Annotated in this window: 28 protein-coding genes, 1 pseudogene and 1 other annotated feature; of the genes and pseudogenes, 9 read left to right on the forward strand and 20 right to left on the reverse strand. The window is 58.3% G+C overall.

Annotation, left to right across the window (positions count from 1 at the left end):
• Window positions 1-5: 5 nt before the first annotated feature.
• From BLT77_RS06770 to BLT77_RS06795, 6 genes are all read right to left on the reverse strand, one after another.
• Window positions 6-380 (reverse strand): glutathione S-transferase N-terminal domain-containing protein, encoded by a 375-nt coding sequence (locus BLT77_RS06770; RefSeq protein ID WP_090363889.1) that lies wholly within the window; start codon window positions 378-380, stop codon window positions 6-8.
• A 125-nt stretch (window positions 381-505) separates the two neighbouring features.
• On the reverse strand, window positions 506-1,333 hold the full coding sequence (locus BLT77_RS06775; protein WP_090363892.1) for a mechanosensitive ion channel family protein: 828 nt from the start codon (window positions 1,331-1,333) through the stop codon (window positions 506-508).
• A 4-nt stretch (window positions 1,334-1,337) separates the two neighbouring features.
• Window positions 1,338-1,856 (reverse strand): OmpA family protein, encoded by a 519-nt coding sequence (locus tag BLT77_RS06780; RefSeq protein ID WP_176819217.1) that lies wholly within the window; start codon window positions 1,854-1,856, stop codon window positions 1,338-1,340.
• A gap of 52 nt (window positions 1,857-1,908) precedes the next feature.
• The gene (locus BLT77_RS06785) at window positions 1,909-2,505 is read right to left on the reverse strand and encodes an SOS response-associated peptidase (protein WP_176819218.1); all 597 of its coding nucleotides are present in this window, start codon (window positions 2,503-2,505) and stop codon (window positions 1,909-1,911) included.
• A gap of 4 nt (window positions 2,506-2,509) precedes the next feature.
• Window positions 2,510-3,115, reverse strand: coding sequence for a DUF924 family protein (locus BLT77_RS06790; protein WP_090363902.1), 606 nt, complete (start codon window positions 3,113-3,115; stop codon window positions 2,510-2,512).
• A 79-nt stretch (window positions 3,116-3,194) separates the two neighbouring features.
• Window positions 3,195-3,764: a DUF4136 domain-containing protein gene (locus tag BLT77_RS06795; protein ID WP_245709885.1), complete on the reverse strand. Its 570-nt coding sequence runs from the start codon at window positions 3,762-3,764 to the stop codon at window positions 3,195-3,197.
• A 213-nt stretch (window positions 3,765-3,977) separates the two neighbouring features.
• Here BLT77_RS06795 and BLT77_RS06800 point away from each other — a divergent pair, with 213 nt between their 5' ends.
• Window positions 3,978-4,517, forward strand: a complete 540-nt coding sequence (locus tag BLT77_RS06800) for a BPSL1445 family SYLF domain-containing lipoprotein (protein ID WP_090363904.1) — start codon at window positions 3,978-3,980, stop codon at window positions 4,515-4,517.
• Here BLT77_RS06800 and BLT77_RS06805 read toward each other — a convergent pair.
• Window positions 4,514-5,275 carry a sporulation protein gene (locus BLT77_RS06805; RefSeq protein ID WP_090363907.1) on the reverse strand — a complete coding sequence of 254 codons (762 nt, stop codon included), beginning with the start codon at window positions 5,273-5,275 and terminating at the stop codon, window positions 4,514-4,516. The genes BLT77_RS06800 and BLT77_RS06805 overlap by 4 nt on opposite strands.
• Before the next feature lie 71 nt (window positions 5,276-5,346).
• On the opposite strand from BLT77_RS06805, the gene yciH reads away from it, so the two are divergent.
• The 3 genes from yciH to ruvX are packed head-to-tail and all read left to right on the forward strand — an operon-like array spanning window position 5,347 to window position 6,666.
• Entirely contained in the window at window positions 5,347-5,676 is a 330-nt protein-coding gene (yciH, locus tag BLT77_RS06810; protein ID WP_176819219.1) for a stress response translation initiation inhibitor YciH, read from the forward strand.
• Window positions 5,677-5,686: 10 nt separating this feature from the next.
• Window positions 5,687-6,250, forward strand: coding sequence for a YqgE/AlgH family protein (locus BLT77_RS06815; protein WP_090363909.1), 564 nt, complete (start codon window positions 5,687-5,689; stop codon window positions 6,248-6,250).
• Window positions 6,247-6,666 carry a Holliday junction resolvase RuvX gene (gene ruvX / locus BLT77_RS06820; protein ID WP_090363912.1) on the forward strand — a complete coding sequence of 140 codons (420 nt, stop codon included), beginning with the start codon at window positions 6,247-6,249 and terminating at the stop codon, window positions 6,664-6,666. The genes BLT77_RS06815 and ruvX overlap by 4 nt, the downstream gene beginning before the upstream one ends.
• A 54-nt stretch (window positions 6,667-6,720) precedes the next feature.
• Here the strand turns inward: ruvX and thrC are convergent, their stop codons facing one another.
• The 4 genes from thrC to BLT77_RS06840 form a co-directional block, all read right to left on the reverse strand.
• Window positions 6,721-8,001 (reverse strand): threonine synthase, encoded by a 1,281-nt coding sequence (gene thrC / locus BLT77_RS06825; protein WP_090363915.1) that lies wholly within the window; start codon window positions 7,999-8,001, stop codon window positions 6,721-6,723.
• A gap of 1 nt (window position 8,002) precedes the next feature.
• Window positions 8,003-8,938: a homoserine kinase gene (thrB, locus tag BLT77_RS06830; RefSeq protein ID WP_090363918.1), complete on the reverse strand. Its 936-nt coding sequence runs from the start codon at window positions 8,936-8,938 to the stop codon at window positions 8,003-8,005.
• 1 nt (window position 8,939) lies between these two features.
• Window positions 8,940-11,390 (reverse strand): bifunctional aspartate kinase/homoserine dehydrogenase I, encoded by a 2,451-nt coding sequence (gene thrA, locus BLT77_RS06835; RefSeq protein ID WP_090363921.1) that lies wholly within the window; start codon window positions 11,388-11,390, stop codon window positions 8,940-8,942.
• A 236-nt stretch (window positions 11,391-11,626) separates the two neighbouring features.
• Window positions 11,627-12,307 (reverse strand): tRNA/rRNA methyltransferase, encoded by a 681-nt coding sequence (locus tag BLT77_RS06840; RefSeq protein WP_090363923.1) that lies wholly within the window; start codon window positions 12,305-12,307, stop codon window positions 11,627-11,629.
• A gap of 189 nt (window positions 12,308-12,496) precedes the next feature.
• Here BLT77_RS06840 and aceK point away from each other — a divergent pair, with 189 nt between their 5' ends.
• Both aceK and slyD read left to right on the forward strand, forming a co-directional pair.
• Window positions 12,497-14,194, forward strand: a complete 1,698-nt coding sequence (gene aceK, locus BLT77_RS06845) for a bifunctional isocitrate dehydrogenase kinase/phosphatase (protein ID WP_090363925.1) — start codon at window positions 12,497-12,499, stop codon at window positions 14,192-14,194.
• A gap of 110 nt (window positions 14,195-14,304) precedes the next feature.
• Window positions 14,305-14,892: a peptidylprolyl isomerase gene (slyD, locus tag BLT77_RS06850; RefSeq protein ID WP_090363927.1), complete on the forward strand. Its 588-nt coding sequence runs from the start codon at window positions 14,305-14,307 to the stop codon at window positions 14,890-14,892.
• Between the two features lie 64 nt (window positions 14,893-14,956).
• Here the strand turns inward: slyD and BLT77_RS06855 are convergent, their stop codons facing one another.
• From BLT77_RS06855 to trpR, 4 genes are all read right to left on the reverse strand, one after another.
• Window positions 14,957-15,811 (reverse strand): universal stress protein, encoded by an 855-nt coding sequence (locus BLT77_RS06855; RefSeq protein WP_090363930.1) that lies wholly within the window; start codon window positions 15,809-15,811, stop codon window positions 14,957-14,959.
• A gap of 168 nt (window positions 15,812-15,979) precedes the next feature.
• Window positions 15,980-16,219: a hypothetical protein gene (locus BLT77_RS06860; RefSeq protein ID WP_090363933.1), complete on the reverse strand. Its 240-nt coding sequence runs from the start codon at window positions 16,217-16,219 to the stop codon at window positions 15,980-15,982.
• 153 nt (window positions 16,220-16,372) lie between these two features.
• Window positions 16,373-17,629 carry an amino acid permease gene (locus tag BLT77_RS06865; protein ID WP_090363935.1) on the reverse strand — a complete coding sequence of 419 codons (1,257 nt, stop codon included), beginning with the start codon at window positions 17,627-17,629 and terminating at the stop codon, window positions 16,373-16,375.
• Window positions 17,630-17,652: 23 nt separating this feature from the next.
• Entirely contained in the window at window positions 17,653-17,940 is a 288-nt protein-coding gene (gene trpR, locus BLT77_RS06870) for a trp operon repressor (RefSeq protein WP_090363938.1), read from the reverse strand.
• Window positions 17,941-18,120: 180 nt separating this feature from the next.
• Between trpR and BLT77_RS06875 the strand changes: the two genes are divergently transcribed.
• Window positions 18,121-18,579 carry a c-type cytochrome gene (locus tag BLT77_RS06875; protein WP_090363940.1) on the forward strand — a complete coding sequence of 153 codons (459 nt, stop codon included), beginning with the start codon at window positions 18,121-18,123 and terminating at the stop codon, window positions 18,577-18,579.
• A gap of 49 nt (window positions 18,580-18,628) precedes the next feature.
• Here the strand turns inward: BLT77_RS06875 and BLT77_RS06880 are convergent, their stop codons facing one another.
• Window positions 18,629-19,273: a cytochrome b/b6 domain-containing protein gene (locus tag BLT77_RS06880; RefSeq protein ID WP_090363942.1), complete on the reverse strand. Its 645-nt coding sequence runs from the start codon at window positions 19,271-19,273 to the stop codon at window positions 18,629-18,631.
• A 273-nt stretch (window positions 19,274-19,546) separates the two neighbouring features.
• Here BLT77_RS06880 and hpf point away from each other — a divergent pair, with 273 nt between their 5' ends.
• Both hpf and BLT77_RS06890 read left to right on the forward strand, forming a co-directional pair.
• Window positions 19,547-19,897 (forward strand): ribosome hibernation-promoting factor, HPF/YfiA family, encoded by a 351-nt coding sequence (hpf, locus tag BLT77_RS06885; protein WP_090363944.1) that lies wholly within the window; start codon window positions 19,547-19,549, stop codon window positions 19,895-19,897.
• 114 nt (window positions 19,898-20,011) lie between these two features.
• Window positions 20,012-20,137: a sequence feature (Phe leader region), on the forward strand.
• 38 nt (window positions 20,138-20,175) lie between these two features.
• Window positions 20,176-21,315 (forward strand): annotated as a pseudogene (locus BLT77_RS06890) (chorismate mutase); the annotation flags it as partial.
• A 67-nt stretch (window positions 21,316-21,382) separates the two neighbouring features.
• Here the strand turns inward: BLT77_RS06890 and tyrA are convergent.
• The 4 genes from tyrA to trmD form a co-directional block, all read right to left on the reverse strand.
• Window positions 21,383-22,522 (reverse strand): bifunctional chorismate mutase/prephenate dehydrogenase, encoded by a 1,140-nt coding sequence (tyrA, locus tag BLT77_RS06895; protein WP_090363950.1) that lies wholly within the window; start codon window positions 22,520-22,522, stop codon window positions 21,383-21,385.
• Complete coding sequence (locus BLT77_RS06900; RefSeq protein ID WP_090363953.1) at window positions 22,522-23,598, reverse strand: 3-deoxy-7-phosphoheptulonate synthase; 1,077 nt, start codon at window positions 23,596-23,598, stop codon at window positions 22,522-22,524. The genes tyrA and BLT77_RS06900 overlap by 1 nt, the downstream gene beginning before the upstream one ends.
• 210 nt (window positions 23,599-23,808) lie before the next feature.
• The gene (gene rplS, locus BLT77_RS06905; RefSeq protein ID WP_028113983.1) at window positions 23,809-24,156 is read right to left on the reverse strand and encodes a 50S ribosomal protein L19; all 348 of its coding nucleotides are present in this window, start codon (window positions 24,154-24,156) and stop codon (window positions 23,809-23,811) included.
• A 32-nt stretch (window positions 24,157-24,188) separates the two neighbouring features.
• A complete protein-coding gene (trmD, locus tag BLT77_RS06910; RefSeq protein WP_090364394.1) occupies window positions 24,189-24,938 on the reverse strand; it encodes a tRNA (guanosine(37)-N1)-methyltransferase TrmD in 750 nt (249 codons plus the stop codon).
• Window positions 24,939-24,953: the final 15 nt, after the last annotated feature.

Below are 24,953 nucleotides of genomic sequence, written 5' to 3' on the forward strand. Positions count from 1 at the left end.
CGGGCTCAGGCCGCCTGGCCATAGCGCTGCTCCAGGTAGGCAATGATGTCACCGGACTCCAGCATCCACTGGCTTCCCTGGGCATCATCGATGCGCAGACAGGGCACTTTGACCTTACCGGCATTGTGCTCCAGTTCCTGACGGAACTGAGGGTGGCGATTCACATCCCGGGTTTCTATGGGCAGGTTGAGGCGATGCATGGCCCGGCGCACCTTGATGCAGAAGGGGCAAGCGTAAAACTGATACAGAGACAGCGACTGCAACTCCTCGGCAATTCGGGCCTGCTGCTCCTCAGAGCGTTTCATTTTACTGCCGCGGGTAACGAGGTCCCCAAGGGCAATGGCCCGTCCCAATCCTTCGCGTACAATCTTAACCAGCATGAATGAGTCCTATTCGGTATTTAGCTGGCGCCATTGTACCCCGAACCTGGACAAAAGGGCAGAGATCACAAAAACCACCAAAATCAATCGGGGCGCACAAGGCACCCCGACTCCCGGCCACACCGTTACAGCACCGGTGGCCGCTCCGGCAGCTGCTGAACGTGCAGATCCATCTGCGGGAAGGGGATGCCGATGCCGGCGTCATCCAGCGCCCGCTTGATGTTGGCCATCAGCTGGAAGTAGGCGTCCCAGTAATCCTCACTCTTCACCCAGGGGCGAACCACAAAGTTGACGCTGGAGTCCGCCAGCTCAGACACTTCCACCCGGTAGGCGGGGTCTTTCAGGACATACTCACTGGCTTCCACCACCTGGCTCAGCACCTCCCGAGTCTGGCGCAGATCGGCGTCATAAGCCACGCCAATCACCAGGTCTACCCGGCGAGTGTCCTTGGCACTGTAGTTGACGATGACGCCATTGATCACCGCCGCATTGGGCGCGATGACCTTTTTGTTGTCCGGGGTGATCAGGGTGGTGGAGAAGATGGAGATCTCCTCGACCACACCGGCGGCGCCCGCCGCCTCAACGTAATCCCCGGCCCTACAGGGGCGAAACACCACCAGCAGTACGCCGGCGGCAAAGTTGGACAGCGAGCCCTGCAATGCCAAGCCCACCGCCAGGCCGGCGGCACCGAGTAGTGCCACCAGAGACGCGGTCTGCACCCCCAGTTGAGCCAGTGCGGCGATAAAGGTGAAGGCCATGATAATGGTGGACACCAAGGCGCCGACAAAGCCGACCGCGGTGGCTTCCACGTTGCGCCTTTCCATCATCTTGCGGACCATCGAGGCTACTAATTTGCTGACCCAGCGACCCACCACCACGATCAACAGCGCGATCAGGATGCGCATCCCGTAGGCCATCGCCAGCGCGGGTAACTGCTCTAACCATTGTTCCATATCATCACTCTCCTTTGACTAATTGCAGCCGAATTGGCCGTGCCACCACTTCCACGCGGCGGTTCTCGGCCAAACCGGATTCGGTTTCCAGTTGGGATGCGGGGTCGGTCTCCCCCAGGGCATGAAGGGTCAGGCGGCGGCGACTGATGCTGTACCGCAGGGCCAGCACATTGGCCACCTCGTTGGCACGGGCCAGGGACAAAGCCTGGTTGATGTCGCCACTGCCACGCTCGTCGGCATGGCCCTTGATCAACAACTCATGGCCTTGCCACTTGGCCAGCCAGGGCTCCAGCTTTTGCAACTGAGCGTCAGACAGGCGTGAGGATTGGCTGTCGAACAACAGCACTAAAATTCGATCGGCGGACACCGCATCGGAGGGGCAGCCATTGCCGCTGCCCAGGGTAGCAGGCTGGCGCGGACAGGCATCCTTTCCATCAGGGATGCCATCATCGTCTCTGTCCGCCGCCCAGGCTCCGGCGCTCAGTACGAGGCCAAAACACAAGTATTTGAAATTGATTGTCATCTTTTCCTCCACGTCCCTGCAGAAAAGATAGCTCATGGTAACGCTGTTTGGGTTAAAACAACTGTCCTTGAATGGGTTGACCCGTCGAGTGGTAGGCCGTCACCGAGACGGGATCCGGCAGGCGCTGTGGCATTCGCCCCTGCTGCAGCCAATCCCGGGCAGCAGCGCCTCGCACCAATACCGGCATTCGATGATGATACGCCTTAAGCGACTCGGTGGCCGCCTGGGTCACCAGCACCAGCGCACCGTCTGGCCGAGAGGTCGTTGCCGGCCACCACAGGCCGGCAAAACTGAACAGTGGCCGGGCACTGACAAAGCGATAGGGCTGCTTGCGCCCCCCTTCTGTTCGCCACTCATACCACCCTGAGGCCGGCACCAGACAACGGCGGCTGGCATAGGCCTCTTTAAACAGCGGTTTCTCTGCCAGGGTTTCACTGCGGGCGTTGATCACCGGCCGCGACAACGACGGATGGGACAGGCCCCACTGCAATTGCCGCAACTGCAGCTGGCCCTGGTTCAGGGTAACGCCGCCCAGCAACTGGGAAGGGCGAATGTCGTCGCAGGCATCCAGCAGGAAGCTCAGGCCGTCCATCCCCAGCTGCTCACAGCTGTCAAAGCCAGTGGCCAGGCTGAAAAAACGGCCACACATGGGGTTACTGTCCGAACCTGGGGCCACCATCGGCCAGATACAGGGACTCGGCGGCCGAATTTTGCCGCTTCAGCACCCGGTTGCGATGGGGAAAGCGGCCAAAGCGTTCGATGATCTCCAGATGCAGTTGCTGGAACTTCAGGGTTCCCTGAGCCTCCTGAAGCGCCACTCCATCGAGCCCGTCGCACATCGCCGTCAGCAGGGCCACACCCAGGGCCTGATCCTGGAACGATTCGGAGTGTTGCAACGGCATATAGAAAAACTGTTTCTCGGACAGCTGCAACGCCTGATCCTGGCCGCCCTCTATCCCCGCCTTACACAGGGCCAGTGCCTTCTCATCACCGGCAAAGGCCAGAGACGACCCGCGATAGAGGTTGCGGCTGAATTGATCCAGCAGGATGATCAACGCCAACCGCCCTCGGGGCTCCTCGGCCCAATGATCCAACTCTCCCTGCAGGGCTCGGGCATGCAGATCGCCAAAATGGGTGCGAATCTCTTCGTCGATCACCTCGCCGGCGCCAAACCAGAGTTTGCCTTTCGGCTGTTTTGGCAGCCCCCCTTCCAGCTCTCCAAACCAAAAAAACAGCACCTGACTGATCTCAGGATTCATGCGGCCTCCTTTGCTTGCCGTTCGTCACTGCCCACTTAAAAGCAAAAAACGGGCCGATTAACTCGTCCCGTTTCAGGAGTTACTTCTCTTTGCCCGGTGGATAGCCTTCCAGGATGGCCATCACTACTTTGTTCACATGCTCGGTGCGTTTTTCCGGAGTCAGGTTCTTTTTCAGCGTATCGGTGCCGCTGCCCCGCCACAGCAACTGCTTGCTCTTGGCGTCGATGATGTCAACGATCAGGGTACCCTCTTTGTACTCGCGCACCCGGGTATCCGCCTGAACACCGGTGCCCCAGTAGGAACCGCGACCGTGGTAATAGGGGTAATAGCCGAAATTGGTGTAGAAGGTATCCACATCGATTTTCTTCTCCACCTGGGTCAGATAGTTCACCAGCACCTGGGCATCGCTGACGGCCACCTGCTGCAAACCAACACCGCTCAACTGATCCGCCAACGCCTTGCGAATGCGGCGGTCGTTGAGGCCATCCATCTGATACTGGGCTGCACCCGTATTGGCACTGGCTTCCACCCAGGCCCAGCGGGTATAGTCGGCGAAATTCACCTGCTCATCGTAATCATACTCTGTACTGACCGAGCTACAGCCCGCCAGAACAACGACCGCAAGCATCGCACTCAGTTTTTTCAGCATACAGGGCTCCGTTTCATTACTGTCTTATGTAACAGACCTTAACACACTCAATCCAGTTCCCTAAACCCGCCTCATACCACGGCAAGTTCAGGTTCAGCTTATTGCAACTACACTAACCAGTAGTTTCTGAATCGACACCTGAAATATTCCGATTAGCGACGTAAAACAGCGGAAATTCGCTAGCCAATCAACATCATCGATGGAGAGTCCATAATGACCCGATTCCTGCTCTGGCTGACCGCCAGCCTGACTCTGATCTTCAGCCTGAGCGCCGGCGCGGCCTCCAAGACCGAAATCGACGCCAAGGTCTCCGGTGCCCTGCAGCAACTGTACGCCGACTCTCCGGCTGCCAAGGAGCTGGCAGGCAAAGCCCATGGCATTCTGGTGATGCCAGAGGTGTTAAAGGCGGGGTTTGGCATCGGCGGCGAATATGGTGAGGGGGCGCTGCTGATCAATGGCAATACCCACAGCTACTACTCCACCGCTGCGGCGTCATTTGGCTTTCAGATTGGTGCCCAGATCAAGAGTCAGGTGGTGATGTTTATGACCGCTGATGCTCTGGCCGCCTTTCAGGGCAGCAGCGGTTGGAAGGCCGGTGTGGATGGCAGTGTGGCCTTGGCGACACTGGGCGCCGGAGGCACCTTTGACAGCAACACCCTACGTCAACCTATTATCGGCTTTATCTTTTCCAACAAAGGCCTGATGTACAACCTGACCTTTGAAGGCGCCAAATTCACCCGGATTGAACGCTAGTCCAACAACAAATGGTTCAGGTGTCTCGGCAGATCGGCCACCAGCTCCGGTGTCAGCAATAATCGCTCCCTATCGCCGCTTTCCGCCAGTATCCGGCTGACGGCGGCGGCCATGCCACGTCCGGTGCGGGTCACCTCCGCATGCAGGTAGACACCATCACTGGCAGGCACCAAAGCCAACTCCATCTCCTCGATTCGACCGCTGAACTCGCCGCTGCCGGGCTGATAATGGAACATCTGCAGATAGGGAGCCGAAACCCGGGCCATGGACGACACCGCTTCGGTATGCACCAGCGTCTGCACAAAGCCCAGCTCCTCAACCTTATGCAGCAATTCTGCCGCCAGAGGCTCGGGCACCACCTGCAGGTAATCCCGGTCTTTTGGATCCACCGCCTGGCGAATGTCCAGCCCGGTGGCCAGCCACACCCTGGTTTTCCCCAGGGTCAGCGGAGTAAACTCCGGCAGCACAAACTCAATGGGTAACTCCCACTCCTCTCCCGCCGCCACCTTAAAGGCATCGGCCAGTTGAAAGTGGGCCAACTCCACCTCCAGCGTCTGAGTCTGCCCCTCCGCCACCTGCTCGTAGCTGCAATGCAAAGAAAAATAGACACCATGAATCCGTTGGCCGACATTTCCGGCCTTGATCCGAACCCGTGCAGACACGGTTTCACCAGGAAAGTAGCGCTCTTTTTGCAGCAAGGTATCCACCTCGCATGACCCCATTCCAACGGAAGAAAGCAAACGATTGAACAACGACATGGGCGAGGTTTTTCCTTTTTTAGCGATGAATTTGTTAAACTGGCAGGCCCGTACCTGATAAGCCGCAAGATATGATCTCTAATCAAGACTCGCAACTGGTATATAGCACCGACATCGGCCGCATCGACCAGGAGCAAACCAAAACCGCCCCACCCGCCGGCGATGGCTGGGTGCGTATTCACCTGGATCGCAAAGGCCGCAAGGGCAAAGGAATGATGATCGTAAAGGGACTAGGCTTAGAGGATAAAAAACTCAAGAAGCTGGCCGCGACACTGAAGAAAAAGCTGGGTGTCGGCGGTGCCGTCAAGGAGTTCGACATCGAGATTCAGGGCGACAAACGGGAGCAGCTGAAGCAGCTGCTGGAGCAGCAGGGATTCAAGGTCAAACTGGCCGGAGGGTAAGGAGCAGTCCATGAACAGTCTGAAGAACCATCTGTTGATCGCCATGCCTTCACTGCAGGACAAGTATTTTAAGCGCTCGGTCACCTATCTGTGCGAGCACGACGAGGAGGGCGCCATGGGACTGATCATCAATCAGCCCATCGGCCTGGATCTCGATGACCTGCTGAAAAAGATGAAACTGCAACAGGCCGATTTCGTGCTGCCCACCAACCTGGCCAACCAGGTATTGCTGGGTGGCCCGGTCACCCCGGATCGCGGCTTTGTGCTCCACAGCGGTTCCACCCAGTATGCCAACAGCCGCCGCATCAACGACCAGTTGACCGTTACCTGCTCCAAGGACGTGCTGGACAGCTTTGGCAGCGACCAGGCTCCCGAGCAGTACCTGGTGGCCCTGGGCTACGCCGGCTGGGAAGCCGGACAACTCGAGCAAGAGATTCAGCAAGGCTCGTGGCTGACCATTCCTGCAGAGCCCGAGTTGTTGTTTGATGTGCCCCATAAACAGCGCTGGGAGACCGCCACCAAGCGGCTGGGCATCGACATCTGGCAGTTGTCCGGGGAGATTGGCCACGCATGAACCAGACCATTCTCGGCTTCGATTTCGGCACCAAGGCCATCGGCCTGGCCATTGGCCAGAGCATTACCGGCACCGCCCAGCCCCTGTGCGGCATCAAGGCCAATGACGGCATTCCCAACTGGGATGAGATCGGCAAGATCATCAAGGAGTGGCAACCGCAGTTGATCGTGGTCGGCCTGCCCCTGAACATGGACGGCACCGAACAGGAGATGACCCTGAGGGCACGCAAGTTCGCCAACCGTCTCCATGGCCGCTTCGGCATCGAAGTGGTCACCCAGGATGAACGCCTGACCACCACCGACGCCAAGGCGCACCTGTTTGAGCGTCGCGGCTTTAAAGGGCTGAAAAAAGACAGCATCGATGCCACGTCGGCGGCGCTGATCGTGGAAGACTATTTCGAGTCCCAGTACCAGTAACCGCAAAGACAACAAAGGGGCCAGACGGCCCCTTTTTACTGCTGGCAGCGAACGCTACTCAGGCTTAAGCAGGTAACTCCGCAGCTGATCATAGTCCGCCGCCATGGCATCACTCAGCAGCGGCTTCACCGCCGCCTGTGCCAACGCCTCAGGCAGTGGCAGATCCAGATCCAGCAACTCATCCACCGACTCTTTGAACTTAGCCGGATGCGCGGTACCGAGGAACACCCCCACCTCATCCCCCTTCAGTGAACAGGACAGCGCCCGGCTGGCGATGGCCGCGTGGGGCTCGGACAGATATCCCTGTTGGTGGAGCGCCTGCAACTGCAGTTCACACTCCCGCTCGGACACCGCCGCGCCCTCGATGGTCGCCAGGGGCCAACTGTTGGCTCGGCACAGCGCTTCAACCCGGGGCCAGTTGTTGGGCGCCGACACGTCCATGGCGTTGGAGCGGGTAGCCACAGTGGGGTTCACCTGCCAGTGGCCGGAACGCAGATAGCGGGGCACCGTGTCGTTACTGTTGGTAGCGGCGATAAAACGCTTTACCGGCAAGCCCATGGACTTGGCCAGCAGGCCGGCGGTGAGATTGCCAAAATTGCCACTGGGCACCGCCACCACGGCTTGGCGGCGCTGGGCAGCGGGCAACTGGGCGATCGCCTCGAAGTAGTAACAGATCTGCGCCAGCAACCTGGCGATGTTGATGGAGTTGGCGGAGTTCAGGCCGATGGCCTGCTTTAACTCCTCGTCTTCAAACGCCTGCTTCACCAACGCCTGACAATCGTCGAAGCTGCCCTGCACCGCCACGGTGCGGATGTTGCCACCCAGGGTACAGAACATCTTCTCCTGCAGCGGGCTGATGCGCCCCTGGGGATAGAGAATCACCACCTCAATGTTCTCTAAGCCAAAGAAGGCATCGGCCACCGCCGCACCGGTGTCGCCGGAGGTGGCCGTCAATATGGTCAGTTTCTCATCACCGGCCAGTTGCGACAGCGCCCGGGCCAGGAAACGGGCCCCAAAATCTTTGAACGCCAGGGTCGGGCCATGGAACAGCTCCAGGCAATACTGGTGGTCGCTGGCGGCCACCAGCGGACAGGCAAAGGTAAAGGCATCCCTCACCAGCGACTCGACATTGTCCCGACCCAGCTCATCGGCCAACCAGGCACTGAGAATGGCAACGCTGCGATCGACAAAGTCCATCTCAAGTAAAGCATCGACGTCATCAAATTCCGGCAGCTGAGACGGGAAAAACAGGCCCCGATCACGCCCCAGTCCCTGGCGCACGGCCTGGGAAAAGCTGACCTTCTGCTGTGGGTGTTTCAGGTTATACAGTTCCATTTCAGTTCTCGCTTGTGTAGATGACGCCATCGGATGCCAGTCGGCAGACATGGGCAAAACCCCGGGCATTGGCCAGGTAACAGTGATTCAGATAGTGGTGCGCCCGCTCGGCGCTCTGCGAATCGCGACACACCGCAAACAGGGTCGGGCCGGAGCCGGAGATTCCCACCGCCTCGGCCCCCAGATCCGCCAGCGCCGCCTTGGCCGCCAGAAATCCAGGAATGTGGGGCGCCCGGTAGGGCTCCGCCAGTTCGTCCGTCAGTACCGACAGCGCCTGTTGCTCATCCTGTCGGTAACAGGCGTCCACGAAGGCCGCCAGCTTCTGGCCAAACGCAATGCTGGTGGCCTTGTCATACTGATCCGGCAACAGCGCCCGCATCTTGGCGGTCGACAGGCTGATGCCGGAGTAGGCCACCACCCAATACCAGTTGCTGAACTCCGGCAGCTTGCGGGCGTAGTCTGCCACCATCAGCTGCACTCCCCCCAGGTAGCTGGGGGCCACGTTGTCGTAATGCACCGAGCCGGAGATCTTGCCTTCCAGTTGCCCCATCAGGTGCAGCAGCGCTTTGGGCTCGAGGGCATCGTCAAAATAGCGGTTGAGAGCGGCACAGGCCGCCACCACCGAACTGGCACTGGATCCCAGTCCGCTGCCCACCGGCAAGTTTTTCTCCAACGTCAGCTTCAGTGGCACCGGCGCCAGGCCGCTGGCCTCAAAATAGGCGGCCATCGCCTGATAGACGATGTTGTCCTGCTCATTGACAGGCAGGACATCGGCATAGGGGCCCCGGCACGCCAGACAGGTCCGTTCCGCCGACTCGACGCTGACCCGGTCGCCCAACACGCTGCCGTCCACCGGCTGCAGCGCCGCCCCCAGCAGATCAAAGCCGACGCTGACGTTGCCCATGGAAGCCGGCGCGTACGCAGTTACTCTGGCCATGTTACGCCTCCTTCTGCCAGGCTTGAGTGCGCAGGATATCGGCAAACACCCCGGCGGCTGTCACCGCCGTACCGGCACCGTAGCCACGCAGTACGAAGGGCAGTGGCTGATAGTAGCGGCTGTAGAACGCCAACGCATTCTCACCGCCCTTAATGGCGTAGAGCGGGTGTTCCGGCCCCACGGCCTGAACCGAGACCCTGCAGCCGCCGTCATCATCGATGGCCCCGACGTAGCGCAACACCTTGCCTTCGCTGCGGGCGGCCTCAACCCGGGCGGCCACATCGGCATCGGCCTTAGGCAGGTTGGCCATAAAGGTGTCGGTATCACCGCTGGCGTCAAATACCGCCGGCAGCACACTGTCCACCTGAATCTGGTCCATCTCCAGCTGCAGACCGGCTTCACGGGCCAGGATCAATACCTTTCTGGCCACGTCCAGGCCGGACAGATCCTCACGGGGATCCGGCTCGGTAAAGCCTTTATCCCTGGCCTGGGCCGTAGCCTGAGACAGGCTGATCCCCTCCTCCAGCAAGCCGAAGATGTAAGACAGAGAACCCGACAGGATGCCGCCGAAGCTGTGCAGCTGATCACCGGCGCGAATCAGCCCCTGCAGGTTATCGATCACCGGCAGACCGGCGCCGACATTGGTTTCATACAGGAACTGGCGTCGCTGCTTGCGAGCCACCTGACGCAGCTGCTGGTAGTACGCCATGGAGGCGGTATTGGCTTTTTTGTTGGGGGTCACCACATGCAGTCCGGCGTTCATGGCATCCAGATAGCGCTCCGCCAGGGCATCACTGGCACTGCAGTCCACCAATACCGGGTTGGTGAGTTTGGCATGATGGGCAAAATCGAACAGCGCCTGCAGCGCCATCGGCTCATCACAGCGACCCAGCTGGTCACGCCAGTCTTTCAGATCCAGACCGCGGGCGTTGAGCAGCATGGTGCGGGAGTTGGCGATGCCACACACCCTCAGGGCCACATGCTGGTCACTGAGTACCTGTTGCTGCTGCTGAATCTGGCTGAGCAACTCCGCCCCCACCTGACCGCAGCCCACCAGTAACACATCCACAAACAGGCGGCTGTCGAAAAAGTTCTGGTGGCAGATGCGCATGGCGGCCGCAGCATCCTCATTGGCCACCACCGCCGAGATGGCGCGCTCCGAGCTGCCCTGGGCAATGGCAGCGATGTTGATGCTGGCCTGTGCCAGAGAGCGGAAGAACCGTGCTGCCACCCCTTTGCGGGTCTTCATGCCATCGCCCACCAGGGTGATGATGGCATGGTGGGGCATCAGCTCCAGCGGATCGAGCATGTCGCTCTTCAACTCCAGGGCAAAGGTCTCCTCCAGCGCCTGCACCGCCCGCTCCTGATCCGCCTGTTCAACACAGAAAGAGATGGAGTACTCGGACGAGCTCTGAGTGATCAAACTGACCGAAACCCCCGCCAGGCTCATGGCATCAAACACTCGGGCGGCCATGCCAACCATACCTTTCATGCCGGGGCCGGAGACGCTGATCATAGTCTGATCCGCCAGGTGGCTGACCGCCTTGACCGCATCACTGCCGGCGCCTTCCTGATGGATCAGGGTACCCGGAGCCTGGGGGTTGAGGGTGTTGCGAATGCGGCAGGGGATCTGATGCTGGGCGATGGGGGAGATGGTTCGGGGGTGAAGGACCTTGGCACCGAAATAGGACAGCTCCATCGCCTCCTTGTAACTCATCTCGGTAAGCAGGCGGGCATCGGGCACCAGCCGTGGGTCAACACTGTAGACACCATCGACATCGGTCCAGATCTCGCAGCTGTCGGCGTGCAGACAGGCCGCCAGTGCCGCCGCAGAGTAATCGGAGCCGTTACGGCCCAGGGTCACGGTCTGGCCCAGCTCATTGCAGGCGGTGAATCCGGGCATCACCCAGAAACGGTACTCCCCCACCGGCAGCGATGCCAGTCGCTGACGGCTGGCTTCGATGTCCACCTGGGCATCCAGCGTCTCACCGCGGGCCACCAGGTAACGACGGGGTTCCAGCAGGGCACAGCGCTCACCGGCCCCCTCGAGCAGCGCCATCATCAGGTGCACCGACAAGCGTTCGCCCACCACCATCACCTCGGCGACCACCTCATCGGGGCAGCGCCCCAGCAGTGACACCCCCTGCAGCTTCTGCGCCACCGACTCCAGCTCCTGCTGCCACAATTGCTGCAGCGCTTGTCGGGCATCCAGGCTCAGTTCGGCACCCTGGATCAGCTGACTCAGTTTGTCCTCCACCGGCGCCAGCAGCTGGTCATGGAAACCGGCCACCGCCTGTCGAACCGCTTTCTCCAGGGCGTTGGTCACCCCCTGAGGGGCCGACAGCACCAACGCCAGCGAAAACCCTTCGACGCTGTCTCTTGCCAGCTGTGCCACTTGAGCAAACCGCTCTGCATTGGCCAGGGAGGAACCCCCAAACTTCATCACCTTCATCGTGCCTCTCCTGTATGCCCTAACCCTGAAACGAAGAAAGCCCGCTCAGGGAGCGGGCTTTCTAATATTCGGATGGTGTTTATCCAGATACTATCAGCCCGTCCCGCCACCGGTACCGGTGCCAGTAATCACAGTAATGGTTGTGATTAGAGCTGCGTGAATTAGCATAGTATTCTGAATAAACTCCTAAAACTTGTCCTTTTAACTTGGATCAGATGGCCCCCTTGAGTCAAGGGTTATTTTTTCAACGCCTTGTTGATGTCGCCAATCAGGGTGTGGGCCATGGCCACATCCCGCTGATTCGCCAGCCCCAAGGTGTCCTGAAGCCACAGCCGCAGGGGATCATCTCCATCGAGACTCAAGTCATTCATCAGAGTTATGGCCCGGCGCTTCAATGCCGACAACTGCGGCACCTCTGCCTGCGGCTGTTGCTCGGGCAACGACAACTGCGAAAATTCATAGGCGTACAGCATGGCCGCCTGAGCCAGATTTAACGACGGGTAGGCGTTCACCAGTGGAATGGTGGTGAGACGATCCGCCAGCGCCAGATCCGCATTGCTGAGGCCGGATTCCTCACAGCCAAACACCAACCCGACCCGGGGCGCCGCCGCCCCCAGTTGCTGCACCTGAGTGGCCGCCTGTGCCGGCGTGTACAGCGGCCGCTTATCGCCCCGACGGCGGGCGGTACTGGCAATCACCAGGTCCAGATCCGCCACCGCCTCGGCCAGAGTGTCATGCTGCGTGGCATTGCTCAGAATCTCCTGACTGCCATGAGCCACCCAGCGGGCTTCGTCACTCAAGTGAGCCTGTGAGGCCACTACGCTCAGGCGTTCAAAGCCCATAGTTTTCATCGCCCGGGCCACCGCCCCGACGTTTTCGCCCCTGGCGGGCGCCACCAGAATAAAAGTCAGTTCCACAATCTCTCCTCGCGTTTGCCGCCAGAGTAGCGAAATCCTCACCAGAGGCAAGCCCTAAGCTCGATGGTGTCGCCACAAAAACAAACCAGGCACAGAGCACAACCGAATAGTCATCAACCAATGAATGAGTTAGGTTAAATAGTGGACGATGGACAGCGTCAACTTTGAGTGGGTCACAGGAGTACCAGCATGGATCAGGGAACGCCCAAACGGATCGCCTATCGGATTTTAACCGGCTTTGATCAACATTACCGACTGTTTTCCCGCATCAATGCCGGAGCACCGGAACGCTTCCTCAATGCCGACTGGCATGGGGTTCAGCGGGCGCAGAAGGAGCGGATACGCTACTACAGCCGCCGGGTATCGGAAACCGTGGCGGTATTGATGCAGCAACTGGACAGCCCCACCATCTCCACCGAGCTGTGGCGGGCCACCAAAACCGAGTACAGCCAACTGCTGCAGGGGCACCCGCAGGCCGAGCTGGCGGAAACCTTCTTTAACTCGGTGTTCGCCCGCCTGTTCCGGCACCGGGGCCTGGATAACCAGCACTTGTACATCCACACCAGTTGTGCCCGCCGCTCCCCCTTTGCCCCGCACCTGCTGTGCTACCGGTTTGCCCTGCGCCACGAGCCCAAAGCCGCATTTCGAAAGGCGATCGGCTACGCCCGGCTGCAGCTGAAATTTGCCGATCTGGATGCCGATCTGGCCCGCCTTGAGCAGCGTCTTAGCACGCTGCTGAAGCGCATCGATGCCCACGACGTGGAGTTCCTCAAACCGGTGTTCTACCGCAACAAAGGCGCCTACCTGATTGGCCGCCTCATCGGCCGGCGCGGCGAATCGCCGCTGATTCTGCCGATCCGCCATGGCGAAGGTGGGCTGAGTATCGATGCCGCCATTACCCGTCAGGACGACTGCTCGGTGATCTTCAGCTTTACCCGCGCCTATTTCATGGTTGACACCGATCGGCCGGCGGCGCTGCTGCGCTACCTGCGCCACCTGATGCCCAACAAATCCTGGGCTGAGCTGTACAGCGCCATCGGCCTGCAGAAACACGGCAAGACCGAGTTCTATCGGGATTTCCTCAGCCATCTGAATCACAGCAGTGATCAGTTTGTTATCGCCCCGGGGATCAAAGGGATGGTGATGAGCGTGTTCACCCTGCCCTCCTATGATGTGGTATTCAAACTGATCAAAGACCGGTTTGCCCCACCGAAGGAGAGCAACAAAGAGGAGGTACAGCAGAAATACAACCTGGTTAAGGAGCACGACCGAGTCGGCCGAATGGCCGACACTCAGGAGTTCCGTAACTTTGCCTTTCCCCGCCATCGCTTCAGCCCGGCGCTGCTGGAGGAGTTGCTGGAGGTCGCCCCGTCCGAAGTGGAGCTCGATGGCGACCGGGTGATCATTCGCCACCTGTACATCGAACGGCGCATGACCCCGTTGAACCTGTTTCTGGACAGTGCCGAGGATCTGGAGGTTCATCACGCCATTGGCGAGTACGGCCACGCCATCAAACAGCTGGCGGCGGCCAACATCTTTCCCGGCGACATGCTGTTTAAAAATTTCGGCGTCACCCGTCATGGCCGGGTGGTGTTCTACGACTACGACGAGATCGATTACATGACCGACTGCAACTTCCGGGTCATTCCAGAACCGCGCTATCCGGAAGATGAGATGGCCGCCGAACCCTGGTACTCCATCGGCCCCAAGGACATCTTTCCGGAGGAGTTCGGTCGCTTTCTGCTGGGCCGGCCCGCCATTCGAAAAAGCTTTATGGCCCAGCACCGGGATCTGCTGGATGCCCGCTACTGGCAGGCACTGCAGCAACAGATTCGGGATGGCCAATACCCGGAGATTCGCCCCTATCAGGAGTCCTGTCGACTGTAAATGCCCAGCACACAAGCCTCATAGGCAAAAATGTTGGCTCAATCATGGTGCCGGGGCAGTGAAATCCGTATGATTTGGGCCTTTCACACCGAATTGTTTTGGAGACCCGGATGAAAATTGCTGCGAATACCGTAGTAACCATGCACTACCGCCTGCGTGATGGTGACGGTGAACTGATCGAAGATTCCTTTGATGGCAAGCCTATGCAATACATGCACGGCACCAATAACCTGATCCCGGGTTTGGAAGCGGAACTCAACGATAAGGCCGCTGGCGACAAGATGAGCGTTAGCGTAGCCCCTGAACAAGCCTATGGCCCATACCAGGACGGCCTGAAGCAGGAAGTGCCTATGGCAGCCTTTGCCGGTGTCGAGGACATCGCACCCGGCATGCGCTTTATGGCGGAAACCGATCAGGGTCCGACCCCGGTTACCGTAACCGAAGTCAACGACGACACCGTTGTGGTTGATGGTAACCACCCTCTGGCTGGCGTTACCCTGAACTTCGATGTCGAAGTGGTTGAGGTTCGCGCCGCGACCGAAGAGGAGATCGCTCACGGTCACCTGCACGCCGAAGGCGGATGCTGTGGCGGTGGTTGCTCCGGTGAAGACAAGGGCGACGACCACGAATGCTGCGGCGGTACCGGTGAGTGCGGCGGCGAAGGCCACGAAGGCAAAGGTGGCTGCGGCTGTCACTAAGCCCCACAGACCTGAACAAACGGCAGCCTGGGCTGCCGTTTTTTTATGGGTACTCCGCTGTCATCTAGCTCTCAGACCCAGGCACTACCAGCAGGTGACTGCGCATGCGGTGCAATATCGCTTCGGCGGTATTACCGATAACAAACCCCAGCAATCCCCGGCGCTGCCTGGCACCGATGGCAAAATAGCCAACTCCCAGAGTCGCCGCCAACTGCGGCAGGCACTCGCTGGCGTCACCCACCTGCACATGGATCTGCTCCTTGGGCAAAGCCAGCGACTCTAACAGCAACCCATGCTTGCGATAGACCTCTTTTAGCAGGTGGCGGGTGTCGATGATCTCCAGATCCCTGATAACCCTGGACAAGCGGACCACAAAAGCCACGTGCAACTTACCACCGGTCGCCTTGACCAACTCCCGGGCCGCATGCAGCACCTGCTGATTCAACCGCTGCTTGACCTCATTACTTGTACCAAGATCCAGCGCCGCCAGCACATCCTGGCCCTGAGCCGGCTGGTGATCGGTGAGCAGCATCAATGGCACCCGCGTCTGACGAATAAGGTGCCAATCGGTAGGCAGCAGGTGGTCACTCTGCCGGTAGGCCTTCACCACCATGGTAAAACCGTTGTTCACCAGCTCACTGATATCATCGGCGATGGCTTTGGCCCAGCGCACCGATATCGGTGCGGTCTGTCCCAAGGCCGCCACCCGTTGTTTGAGCTCGGCACTGCGATTGGCCATCAGATCCGACTTAATACCATTGACCACCTCAGTGGGCGTCCCCTCCATGACCGACAGTGGCTCATAGCAATAACCCACCACCTCCGCCTTGGCGTTCAGCGCCTGTGCTAACTCCAATCCCTTTTTAATGGCATCAAACTGCTGCTCCAGCGCCGGTGCAATAATCAATAACTTCTGCATAGTGACCCCGCATCTATTCAAACCAAAAGAGCGATCCCCTACCTTTAGCCTAATGGCTGGATTTCAACTTGCAGAATATTTTACGCTTTTCTTCCAAGCGTCGAGATGAAAGCGGTCCAGGGGACGCCAAATTACGTCCCCCCGGGGATCGGGGCACGCGGTAACGACTTACTCGCCGCGAAGGGTTTTGGCCAGCTTCTCCACCGCCTTGTGGGCATGCTGCTCGCTGGCTTGCTCTCCCGGCTCCAGTTCCAACTCGGCCCGCTTATGCAGACCGGTCATGTCTTCGGCAATGTGCAGCCAGTCCGGGTGCCAGTACAGGGTGGTTTTCTCATCCACCTGCCAGCGATGAACGCCACTGTCTTTGCCCTGATAGTTGATGTTGCCCGGTTCATAATCCATGGTCATGCTCTCCTATTTAAAAGGCTCAAATTAAGCGTAGCGCCATTTTTCACCCTTAAGCCAGATCCACTTCATAAACACCGACCCCGCTGATATCACTGCCACCAAAACGACACAACCCGGCACCAGGGCCGGGTTGTGTTCACTGAGCCAAAGTCGCTATGGGAAGGTCGGCAACATCTTCAGCAGCGCCAAGGATTCGCACAACATCACCAACACCCCAAAGGCCAACACCGAGTACAGACGGGCGTTACCGCCGCCAACCCGAAACGACTGACTCTGACCTCGACGGCGCAGCACCAGGGCGATGGAGCAGGGCAGAATCAGTACAAAGATACTGGCCAACAGGGACGCATAACCAATGGCGACAATAAATCCATCGGGAATGGCCACCCCGAGGATCATCGGTGGCAGGAAGGTGATGGTCCCGGCGATGGCGGTATCACGGTTACTGTCTCCCAGGCCACATTGATCTTTAACGAAATCCAGCAGGCCCAGTGCCACACCCAGGAAGGAGCTGGCCAGGGCGAATTTAGCAAAGAAGCTCAGCAGGGTATCGATAAGGTTACCATCGACGGCATCCCCCACCGCCGCAATCAGGGCACCGACGTTACCGCCGTTGGACACCACCTCACCGAAGTCATCTCTGGAGACGGTACCCAGGATGGCCAGCTGCCATACCCCATAGATGGCCAGGGCCAGCACACTGCCCATCAGGATGGCAGAACGGGATTTTGCGATGTCCTTGTTGTAGTGCTTCACAATGCTCGGCACGGTGCTGTGGTAACCGAAGCTGATGGCCAGCACCGGAATGCCCAGCCAGATGTAGGGCAGGGTTTCCGTCATTCCCGCCGCCGGAAACAGCTTGTCAGTGCTGACCTCCGAGGCCAGCATACCGGTGGAGGTGATAAAGGCGATCACCATGGCACCGATCATGATGGTACTGACCCGGTCAACCGCCCGGGAACCCAGCAATACGATGCCACCGAGTACGGTGCCAAAAATCAGCCCCGCCTGCCAGTTGGCCAGGCTAAGGCCGAAGCCGGCATTGAGGCTGGAAGCCAGCACCGACGACCCGCCGGAGATGTAGGCATAACACAGAATGTAACTGACAAAGCCCACCGAACACAGAGAGGCAATCACCCCCGGCTTACCCAGGGTATCCTGGGCCATGGTGGCGTAGCTGGCACCACTGCGGTAGTTCATGTTGGCCTCCGCCAGATACATGGCGGAGCTGTAGGAGCAGAAGCAACAGATAGCCAGGATGATCATCGACCACCCAAACCACATGCCGGCACTCATCACTGGCAGAGACAGCATGCCTGCCCCTATCGCCGTACCGGCAATGATCATCGCCCCACCCAGAACACTGGGTGAGGCCGGTTTTGTTGATGTCTCTAATACAACTTCTGACATCGGTTACTCCACTTCTTTAATTGTTATGGTGCCGAGAGAATCAGGCTCTGCAGCCGATCCCGCTCCGCGTCGGATAGATTCTTTAATGTGTTTGAGCAACGAGTGATGGTGGCGATGCTGACGTTCAATGTTGCGGCGATCTGGCGTTGGGTCAGTTTTCCGGCCAACAACGCCCGGAACACCGCCAACCGGGCGCCGATGGCCTCCCGTTCATCCAGGGTTAACAACAACAAAAACAACGACGCCAACGATTCCTTTCGGCCTTGCTCAGTGATAAGTCCCAGCGCCTTATCCCAATACTCAGATTCCATAAAATGTTTACTCCACATGTAATGCCGTAGCATTACACCGTTACAGCAGGACAAAAGCGAATGTCATTCTAAAAAAGCGAGAATCAATCGACACTTTCAGACACAAATGAGAGATTGGTCACGGCGGGTATTTGGCGGTATTATTCACATCGGAACAACATACTTAGGGAAAACATAACAATGACAAGATGTTCAATGCTGTTGGCCGCCCTGCTCGTCTCTACCAGTGGCAGCGCCATTGCCGAGGGTGCTTTTAACAGCGCCAACGACGCCATCGCCTACCGACAACACGCCTTTGGGCTGATCAAAGAGAACTTTGGTGACATGTACGCCATGGTCAAGGGGAAAAAAGAGATGGACGCCGACGCGTTTCAGCGCCGGGCTCAGCACCTGGCTCTGTTGAGCCAGATCCCCTTTGAAGCGTTCAAAGTACCAGGCTCCAACCAGGGGGATACCGAGGCTCTGGCCTCAGTCTGGAGTGACAGCGCCAAGTTCGCCCAGATCGCCAAGGAGTTCCAGGACGCTTCCGCCAACCTGGCCAAAGTCAGCACCAATGGCGATGCCAAGGCGATTAAACAAGCCTTTGGCGCGACCGGCAAAGCCTGCAAGAGCTGCCACGATCAGTTTAAGCAGGACTGATAACCACAAAGGGCTGCCCATGGCAGCCCTTTCCCTGTGCATCTTTGCCTTACCATAACGGCAATATCAGCCAATACAGCACCGCCATCCCAACCAGCATCAAGGGCACCAGCCAACAGATGGGCGCCACCGCATTGGATCGCCGCCCGCCAGCGGTCATGCCGTAACCGGTGACCATCGCTTCCACCAGGTTCACCCCATTGAATCGATAAAATACGATGGCGCACAGGTGCATCGCCACGGTCGCCAGAATCAGATTAAATAGCCAGTGGTGCAGACTGGTCATGGTTCCGGCCAACGCACCGCTGACCGACGACGACAACGGCCCTTCCGCCAAAATGTCATCGGTAGCGAACAAACCGGTCATCACCTGAGCCATCAACAGCAACATCATCACCACCACCATATAACCTCCGGCCGGATTGTGGCCAAAGTAGGGGCGCTCATGGGCATGCCAATTAAACAGGTAGTGCAGAACCGCGCCAGGACGGCGGACGAAATGATTGAATCGGGCCGTAGTGGTACCGATGAACCCCCACAACAGGCGCACCAACAGCAGCACCATCAGCAGGTATGCACAGGTCATGTGCCACTCCATCATCCCCTGCTCGGCGGTCAACCAACACAGAGGCAGGAGCGCAACCGAGCCCCAGTGGAACAGCCGAACCATGCCGTCCCAGATCTTAACCTTCACCTTAAACTCCTTGGAATCTGGTCAGACAAGGAGATCTCTAATGCGGTCAATTAACACTCAAACCGCGGCACTCCTTCGCCCTAAATCCCACCCATAATGCGCTTGTTTCGGTTATCCCTCAAGCAGAAAAGTGTGTTTTTTTAACCCCAGTTGAACCGGTTGGGTAAGTTTGCAGCATTCAGCAAAAAGGTGATCCAGATCACTTTACCCGAACCCTGTGGTAGGGGTAGTCTGAAGTTGAACCTGATTTTGGGTTAACAGAAGGGGAACTCTATGAGAATTGAAATTACCAGCAAACAACTCACCGTTACCGACCCCATTCGTGAGCGCATCGAGAGCCGGTTTGAGAAACTGGAGCGTCATGAAGTCAACCTGATTACCCCACACGTCATCATTACCCAAGAAGGACCCGAATTTCAGATTGAAGCCTCAATGGGCATCCCCAGCGGTAAACTGTTTGCCAAAGCGTCTCATGAGAACCTGTACAACGCCATCAACCAGATGGGACAACGCCTGGAACGTCAACTGAATCGACACACCCATAAAGACCAGTCCAAGCGTCATATCAAGCCTGCCGCCATCGATATCGATGTCGATGCAGAAGAGGCGGAATCCGCCGCCTGAACGACCCCGGGTTGAGGTTTCGACCCACATAGGAAAGGAGTGGCGCCGGCAAACAGCTGGCGCTTTTGGTTTATTGACAACCGCCCTAACAAGCCGCTAGTGTAAGCCCATGCAAACTCTGCCACAGCACGACCTGTTTATTTTCTTTTTTACACCCCCCAAATAGGGAGGCGGGACTCGGGTGTCAAAAAGAAAGTAACCAACCCAAGCAAGCCTCCCCAACCGGGGAGGCTTTTTTGTATCAGCCAGCGCCATGGGCTCACTAAACCGAGGATGAGATGGACCTAAATAAAATCAGAACCGACATCAACAACGTCGATGGCGAACTGCTGTCCCTGCTGGCCAAGCGTCGACAGCTGACACTGAATGTGGCCCGCAGTAAAGAGATTGACCTGAAACCGGTGCGGGATCAGGAGCGGGAGCAGCAACTGCTGGAGAAACTGGTTGCCCTGGGTAAAGAGCAGGGGCTGGACGCCCAATACGTCGTCCGCCTGTTTCAAACCATTATCGAAGACTCGGTATTGCGCCAGCAGGCCTGGCTGCAAGGACAGCAAAACACCTCTCAGGATCTGGTGACCGTGGCCTATCTCGGTGCCAAAGGCAGCTACAGCTACATCGCCGCCCATGGCTATTTTGCCCGCCGCGACCACTCACTGGTGGAGTTAGGCTGCGCCAATTTTGATGACGTGATTCAGGCGGTGGAGCGTGGCAATGCCGATTACGGCATTCTGCCCATCGAAAACACCTCCTCCGGCTCCATCAATGAGGTCTATGATCTGCTTCAGCAGACCCATCTGCAGATCGTCGGTGAAACCACCGAAACCATCGGCCACTGTCTGCTGACCCTGCCCGGAGCCGACCTGTCGGCCATCTCCACCATCTACGCCCATCCTCAGGTGATCTCCCAATGCAGCAACCACCTGCGTCAGTATCACGGCGTAAAACTGGAGTACTGTGCCAGCTCCGCCCACGCCATGGCACAGGTGAAAGACAGCCAGGATCCCACTCGCGCCGCCATTGCCAGCAAAGCCGGTGGCGAGTTGTACGGGCTGGAACCCCGTCAGGAGAAACTCGCCAACCAAGCGGAAAATGAGAGTCGTTTCATCCTGGTGTCCCGCAAAGCCAAGGACGTCCCGGTTCAGGTGCCGGCCAAAACCACCCTGATCATGGCCACCGGCCAGAAAGCCGGTGCCCTGGTGGACGCCCTGCTGGTACTGAAAAACAACGGCCTGATCATGAGCAAGCTCACCAGCAGGCCGATTCCCGGAAACCCCTGGGAGGAGATGTTCTACCTGGACATCGAAGCCAACATCAACAGCGATAACATGAAGCAGGCTCTGGCCGAGCTCGTGCCAATCACCCGCTTCATCAAGATCCTAGGCTGCTACCAAAGCGAGCGCATCATGCCCACCGAACTGGAGTGACGCCAGCAACCAGAACAAAAACGCCGCCCTGGGGGCGGCGTTTTTTTATGACGGAGAAAGATCAGGCTTCACTACGATTATCGTTAGCGCTGAGTAACATATTGCCACTCTCACTCTGAAACTGTTTGGCGAAGTCGCCAAACCAGTCGGCGATGTCATTGAACTGAGCCTCAAAGCCGGCTTTGTCGCCATGCTCCAGCATCTTTAGCGCTTCCTGATAGCGATCCATATAGTGCCGCGCTCGGGCCAGGGTATCGGGCTGGGAAAAGATGATGTCGCCATACAATTTGGCATCCTGGGCAAACAGGCGGCCCACCATCGCCAGCTCCAAGCGGTAGATGGGAGAGCTAAACTGCAACAACTGATCCAGATCCGCCCGCTCCCGGCGCAGGTGAGCCCCATAGACAAAAGCGGTAAAGTGACGCATCGCCTGCACCAGTTGCATCGCCTGATCGTGTTCCGACGCCGGGGCCTCGTGCAGACGGGCCCCCCAGATGCGAATCTGCTCCAGCAACCACTGGTAGCGGGCTTCGTCGCGGCCATGACAGACCACCACCACCTGCTTGGCCAGACTGGACAGATCCGGGCCAAACATCGGGTGCAGACCGACCACCGGCCCCTGATGCTTGCTGAGCATGGCCGCCAGGGGGGCCTGCTTGATGCTGGTCAGATCCAGCAGCACACACTCCTTCGGCAGTGTCGGCAATTGAGCGATGACCGCATTGGTATGGTGAATCGGCACACTGACCACCACCACACCGGCACCGTCAAGGATGGCATCGGCATTGGGCCAGTCGTCCTTATCCAGAATCCGCACTTCGTAGCCGGACAGGCGGAACAGCTGGCTGAACAGGGTGCCGAGCTTACCGGCACCACCGACAATGACGATGGGGCCGACATCGGGGTTGATGCATTTGAAGCCGACGTCATTTTCGCTGGCATAAGATTCACGCATGATGCGCCGCAGCAGATCTTCGATCAGTTGCGGCGGCACCCCCATCAGGGTCGCCTCTTCACGGCGCTTCATCAACATCGCCGCTTCCCGTTTCGGGGCATAGATAGGCAAGCCCTGCTCGTGCTTGATGCTGCCCACCTCACCGACCAGATCCAGTCGGCGGCGTAACAACGTCAGCAGGTCTTTATCGACCTCGTCGATGCGGTCCCGCAACCGGTCCAGCTCCTGGCTGCTTCGTTCTGCCATCATTGACCTCCAAAGCGCGTCGGCAAGATCGGCGCCAGTTCCCGGGCGCCCTGACGCAGCAGTTGCTCGGTGTCGTCCCAGTCGATGCAGGCATCGGTAATGGACACCCCGTACTCCATCTCCGCCTTCGGCAGTTCCGAGGACTGGCTGCCCGCTTTCAGGTGGCTCTCCAGCATGATGCCGATGATGGAGGTGTTGCCCTCCTGAATCTGATTAAAGACGTTTTGGGCCACCAGAGGCTGGCGACGGTGATCTTTGGAGGAGTTGCCGTGGCTGCAGTCCACCATCAGGCGGGAGGTCAGCCCCGCCTCATGCAGCTGACGGGTGCACAGCTCGACATTGACCGAGTCGTAGTTCGGCTGCTTGCCCCCCCGCAGGATCACGTGACCATCCGGGTTACCCTGGGTCTGCATCAACGCCACCTGGCCGGCCTGGTTAATGCCCATAAAGCGGTGGCCGCTGGCAGCGGACTGCAGCGCATTCATGGCCACATCCAGCTTGCCGTCGGTGCCATTTTTAAAGCCCACCGGCATCGACAGCCCCGAAGCCATCTCCCGGTGAGTCTGTGATTCTGTGGTACGTGCGCCGATGGCGGACCAGGAGAACAACTCCCCGAGATACTGGGGGCTGATGGGATCCAGGGCTTCGGTGGCGACCGGCAATCCCAGCTCCGCCAACCAGATCAGCAACTCACGAGCATTGCGCAAGCCCTTTTCGACGTCGAAGGAGTTATCCATGTCCGGATCATTGATCAGCCCTTTCCAGCCTACGGTGGTGCGCGGCTTTTCAAAGTAGACCCGCATCAGAATGTACATCTGATCGCTGAGATCATCGTGCAGGGTCTTCAGTTTCAGGGCGTACTCTTTGGCCGAGGCCACATCGTGAATGGAACAGGGGCCGGTTACCACCAGCAGTCGGTTGTCCCGCTTGTGTACGATGTCGGCGACCTTGGCACGGGCGCCGTTAATATATCGATAAGCCTGCTCGGAGAGGGGGAGCTGTTGCTTCAGCTGTTCAGGGGTGGTCAGGACCTGTTCGGACTGAATGTGGATATTGTAAATACTGTCCTTTTGCATTACTGCTTCTCCAAGTAGTACCTATCTGTGGCTTATTAACGATAGGTTTGTGAACCCAACCGGTGCTGCCGGCCTGAGTTCAATGTGCCTTGTCTACTGTGAAGATGCAAGTAAATGCTCATCTGTGAGCGAATTCGAGTTCAAAGGGTTATAAAACGAAAAAAGCCCGCCATAAAGGCGGGCTTTTCCTGCTTCGAGACTAAATAAAATTTAGCCCAGACGCTCGCGGATACGAGCCGCCTTACCAGTACGTGTACGCAAGTAGTACAGTTTGGCACGACGAACGCGACCACGACGCTCCAGCTTGATGCTTTCTACCAGCGGAGAGTGAGTCTGGAACGCACGCTCTACGCCTTCACCATTAGAGATTTTGCGAACTGTGAACGCAGAGTGCAGGCCACGGTTACGCTTAGCGATAACTACGCCCTGGAAAGCCTGAAGACGGGTCTTGTTACCTTCGGTTACGCGAACCTGTACGGTAACAGTGTCACCAGGGCCAAATGCAGGTACGTCCTGCTTCATCTGCTCTTGTTCAAGCTGCTTGATGATATTGCTCATAATGTCTCTCTTCCTAGATTAAACTGAAAACTCTAACGCTCGTCCTGCCCCTGTTGGGCGGCAAACTCTGCAAGCAACTGGGCTTGCTCGTCAGTCAGAGCTAGGTTGTCAAGTAACTCGGGTCGTCGCTGCCAGGTGCGTCCAAGGGACTGCTGCAGGCGCCAACGCCGAATTGATTCATGATTGCCGCTTAATAACACTTGCGGAACCTGTTGACCGTCCAGAACTTCCGGACGGGTGTAATGAGGGCAATCCAGCAGACCTTCCGAAAAAGAGTCCTGCTCTGCCGAAGCTTGCTTGCCCAACACCCCAGGCACCAGCCTGGATACGGCATCGATCAAGTTCATCGCCGGCAGCTCACCACCACTGAGAACGTAGTCGCCAACGGACCACTCCTCATCAACTTCCGATTGGATGATGCGCTCATCGACACCTTCGTATCGACCACACACCAGCACCAGGCGTTTGTTGCTGGCCAACTCCTCCACACCCGACTGGGTAAGGGGACGACCCTGAGGCGACAGGTAGATAACCTTGGCCTCATCACCCGCTTCGGCTTTCGCCGCACGGATGGCATCACGCAGGGGCTGCACCATCATCAACATCCCGGGACCACCACCATAAGGCCGGTCATCCACAGTGCGATGTTTATCATGGGTGAAATCGCGAGGATTCCACGTCTGCACTCCAAGCAAGCCGTTTTTCACGGCGCGACCAGTAACGCCAAACTCGGTTACGGCACGAAACATCTCGGGAAACAGGGTCACGACCCCTAACCACAGTGCGTTCGGTTGTGC

Origin of the sequence: Ferrimonas sediminum (assembly GCF_900100175.1) — a bacterium.
GTDB lineage: Bacteria > Pseudomonadota > Gammaproteobacteria > Enterobacterales > Shewanellaceae > Ferrimonas > Ferrimonas sediminum.

Coding starts and splice junctions, on each gene's coding strand:
- BLT77_RS06770 (WP_090363889.1), bottom strand. CDS start 380: ATGCTGGTTAAGATTGTACGCGAAGGATTGGGACGGGCCATTGCCCTT.
- BLT77_RS06795 (WP_245709885.1), bottom strand. CDS start 3,764: ATGCTGAAAAAACTGAGTGCGATGCTTGCGGTCGTTGTTCTGGCGGGC.
- BLT77_RS06900 (WP_090363953.1), bottom strand. CDS start 23,598: ATGCAAAAGGACAGTATTTACAATATCCACATTCAGTCCGAACAGGTC.
- BLT77_RS06805 (WP_090363907.1), bottom strand. CDS start 5,275: ATGTCGTTGTTCAATCGTTTGCTTTCTTCCGTTGGAATGGGGTCATGC.
- trpR (WP_090363938.1), bottom strand. CDS start 17,940: ATGGAATCTGAGTATTGGGATAAGGCGCTGGGACTTATCACTGAGCAA.
- ruvX (WP_090363912.1), top strand. CDS start 6,247: ATGAACCAGACCATTCTCGGCTTCGATTTCGGCACCAAGGCCATCGGC.
- thrC (WP_090363915.1), bottom strand. CDS start 8,001: ATGGAACTGTATAACCTGAAACACCCACAGCAGAAGGTCAGCTTTTCC.
- BLT77_RS06865 (WP_090363935.1), bottom strand. CDS start 17,629: ATGTCAGAAGTTGTATTAGAGACATCAACAAAACCGGCCTCACCCAGT.
- BLT77_RS06785 (WP_176819218.1), bottom strand. CDS start 2,505: ATGTGTGGCCGTTTTTTCAGCCTGGCCACTGGCTTTGACAGCTGTGAG.
- BLT77_RS06815 (WP_090363909.1), top strand. CDS start 5,687: ATGAACAGTCTGAAGAACCATCTGTTGATCGCCATGCCTTCACTGCAG.
- thrB (WP_090363918.1), bottom strand. CDS start 8,938: ATGGCCAGAGTAACTGCGTACGCGCCGGCTTCCATGGGCAACGTCAGC.
- yciH (WP_176819219.1), top strand. CDS start 5,347: ATGATCTCTAATCAAGACTCGCAACTGGTATATAGCACCGACATCGGC.
- aceK (WP_090363925.1), top strand. CDS start 12,497: ATGGATCAGGGAACGCCCAAACGGATCGCCTATCGGATTTTAACCGGC.
- BLT77_RS06780 (WP_176819217.1), bottom strand. CDS start 1,856: ATGACAATCAATTTCAAATACTTGTGTTTTGGCCTCGTACTGAGCGCC.
- BLT77_RS06875 (WP_090363940.1), top strand. CDS start 18,121: ATGACAAGATGTTCAATGCTGTTGGCCGCCCTGCTCGTCTCTACCAGT.
- thrA (WP_090363921.1), bottom strand. CDS start 11,390: ATGAAGGTGATGAAGTTTGGGGGTTCCTCCCTGGCCAATGCAGAGCGG.
- BLT77_RS06800 (WP_090363904.1), top strand. CDS start 3,978: ATGACCCGATTCCTGCTCTGGCTGACCGCCAGCCTGACTCTGATCTTC.
- BLT77_RS06790 (WP_090363902.1), bottom strand. CDS start 3,115: ATGAATCCTGAGATCAGTCAGGTGCTGTTTTTTTGGTTTGGAGAGCTG.
- hpf (WP_090363944.1), top strand. CDS start 19,547: ATGAGAATTGAAATTACCAGCAAACAACTCACCGTTACCGACCCCATT.
- slyD (WP_090363927.1), top strand. CDS start 14,305: ATGAAAATTGCTGCGAATACCGTAGTAACCATGCACTACCGCCTGCGT.
- BLT77_RS06775 (WP_090363892.1), bottom strand. CDS start 1,333: ATGGAACAATGGTTAGAGCAGTTACCCGCGCTGGCGATGGCCTACGGG.
- BLT77_RS06860 (WP_090363933.1), bottom strand. CDS start 16,219: ATGACCATGGATTATGAACCGGGCAACATCAACTATCAGGGCAAAGAC.
- rplS (WP_028113983.1), bottom strand. CDS start 24,156: ATGAGCAATATCATCAAGCAGCTTGAACAAGAGCAGATGAAGCAGGAC.
- tyrA (WP_090363950.1), bottom strand. CDS start 22,522: ATGGCAGAACGAAGCAGCCAGGAGCTGGACCGGTTGCGGGACCGCATC.
- BLT77_RS06855 (WP_090363930.1), bottom strand. CDS start 15,811: ATGCAGAAGTTATTGATTATTGCACCGGCGCTGGAGCAGCAGTTTGAT.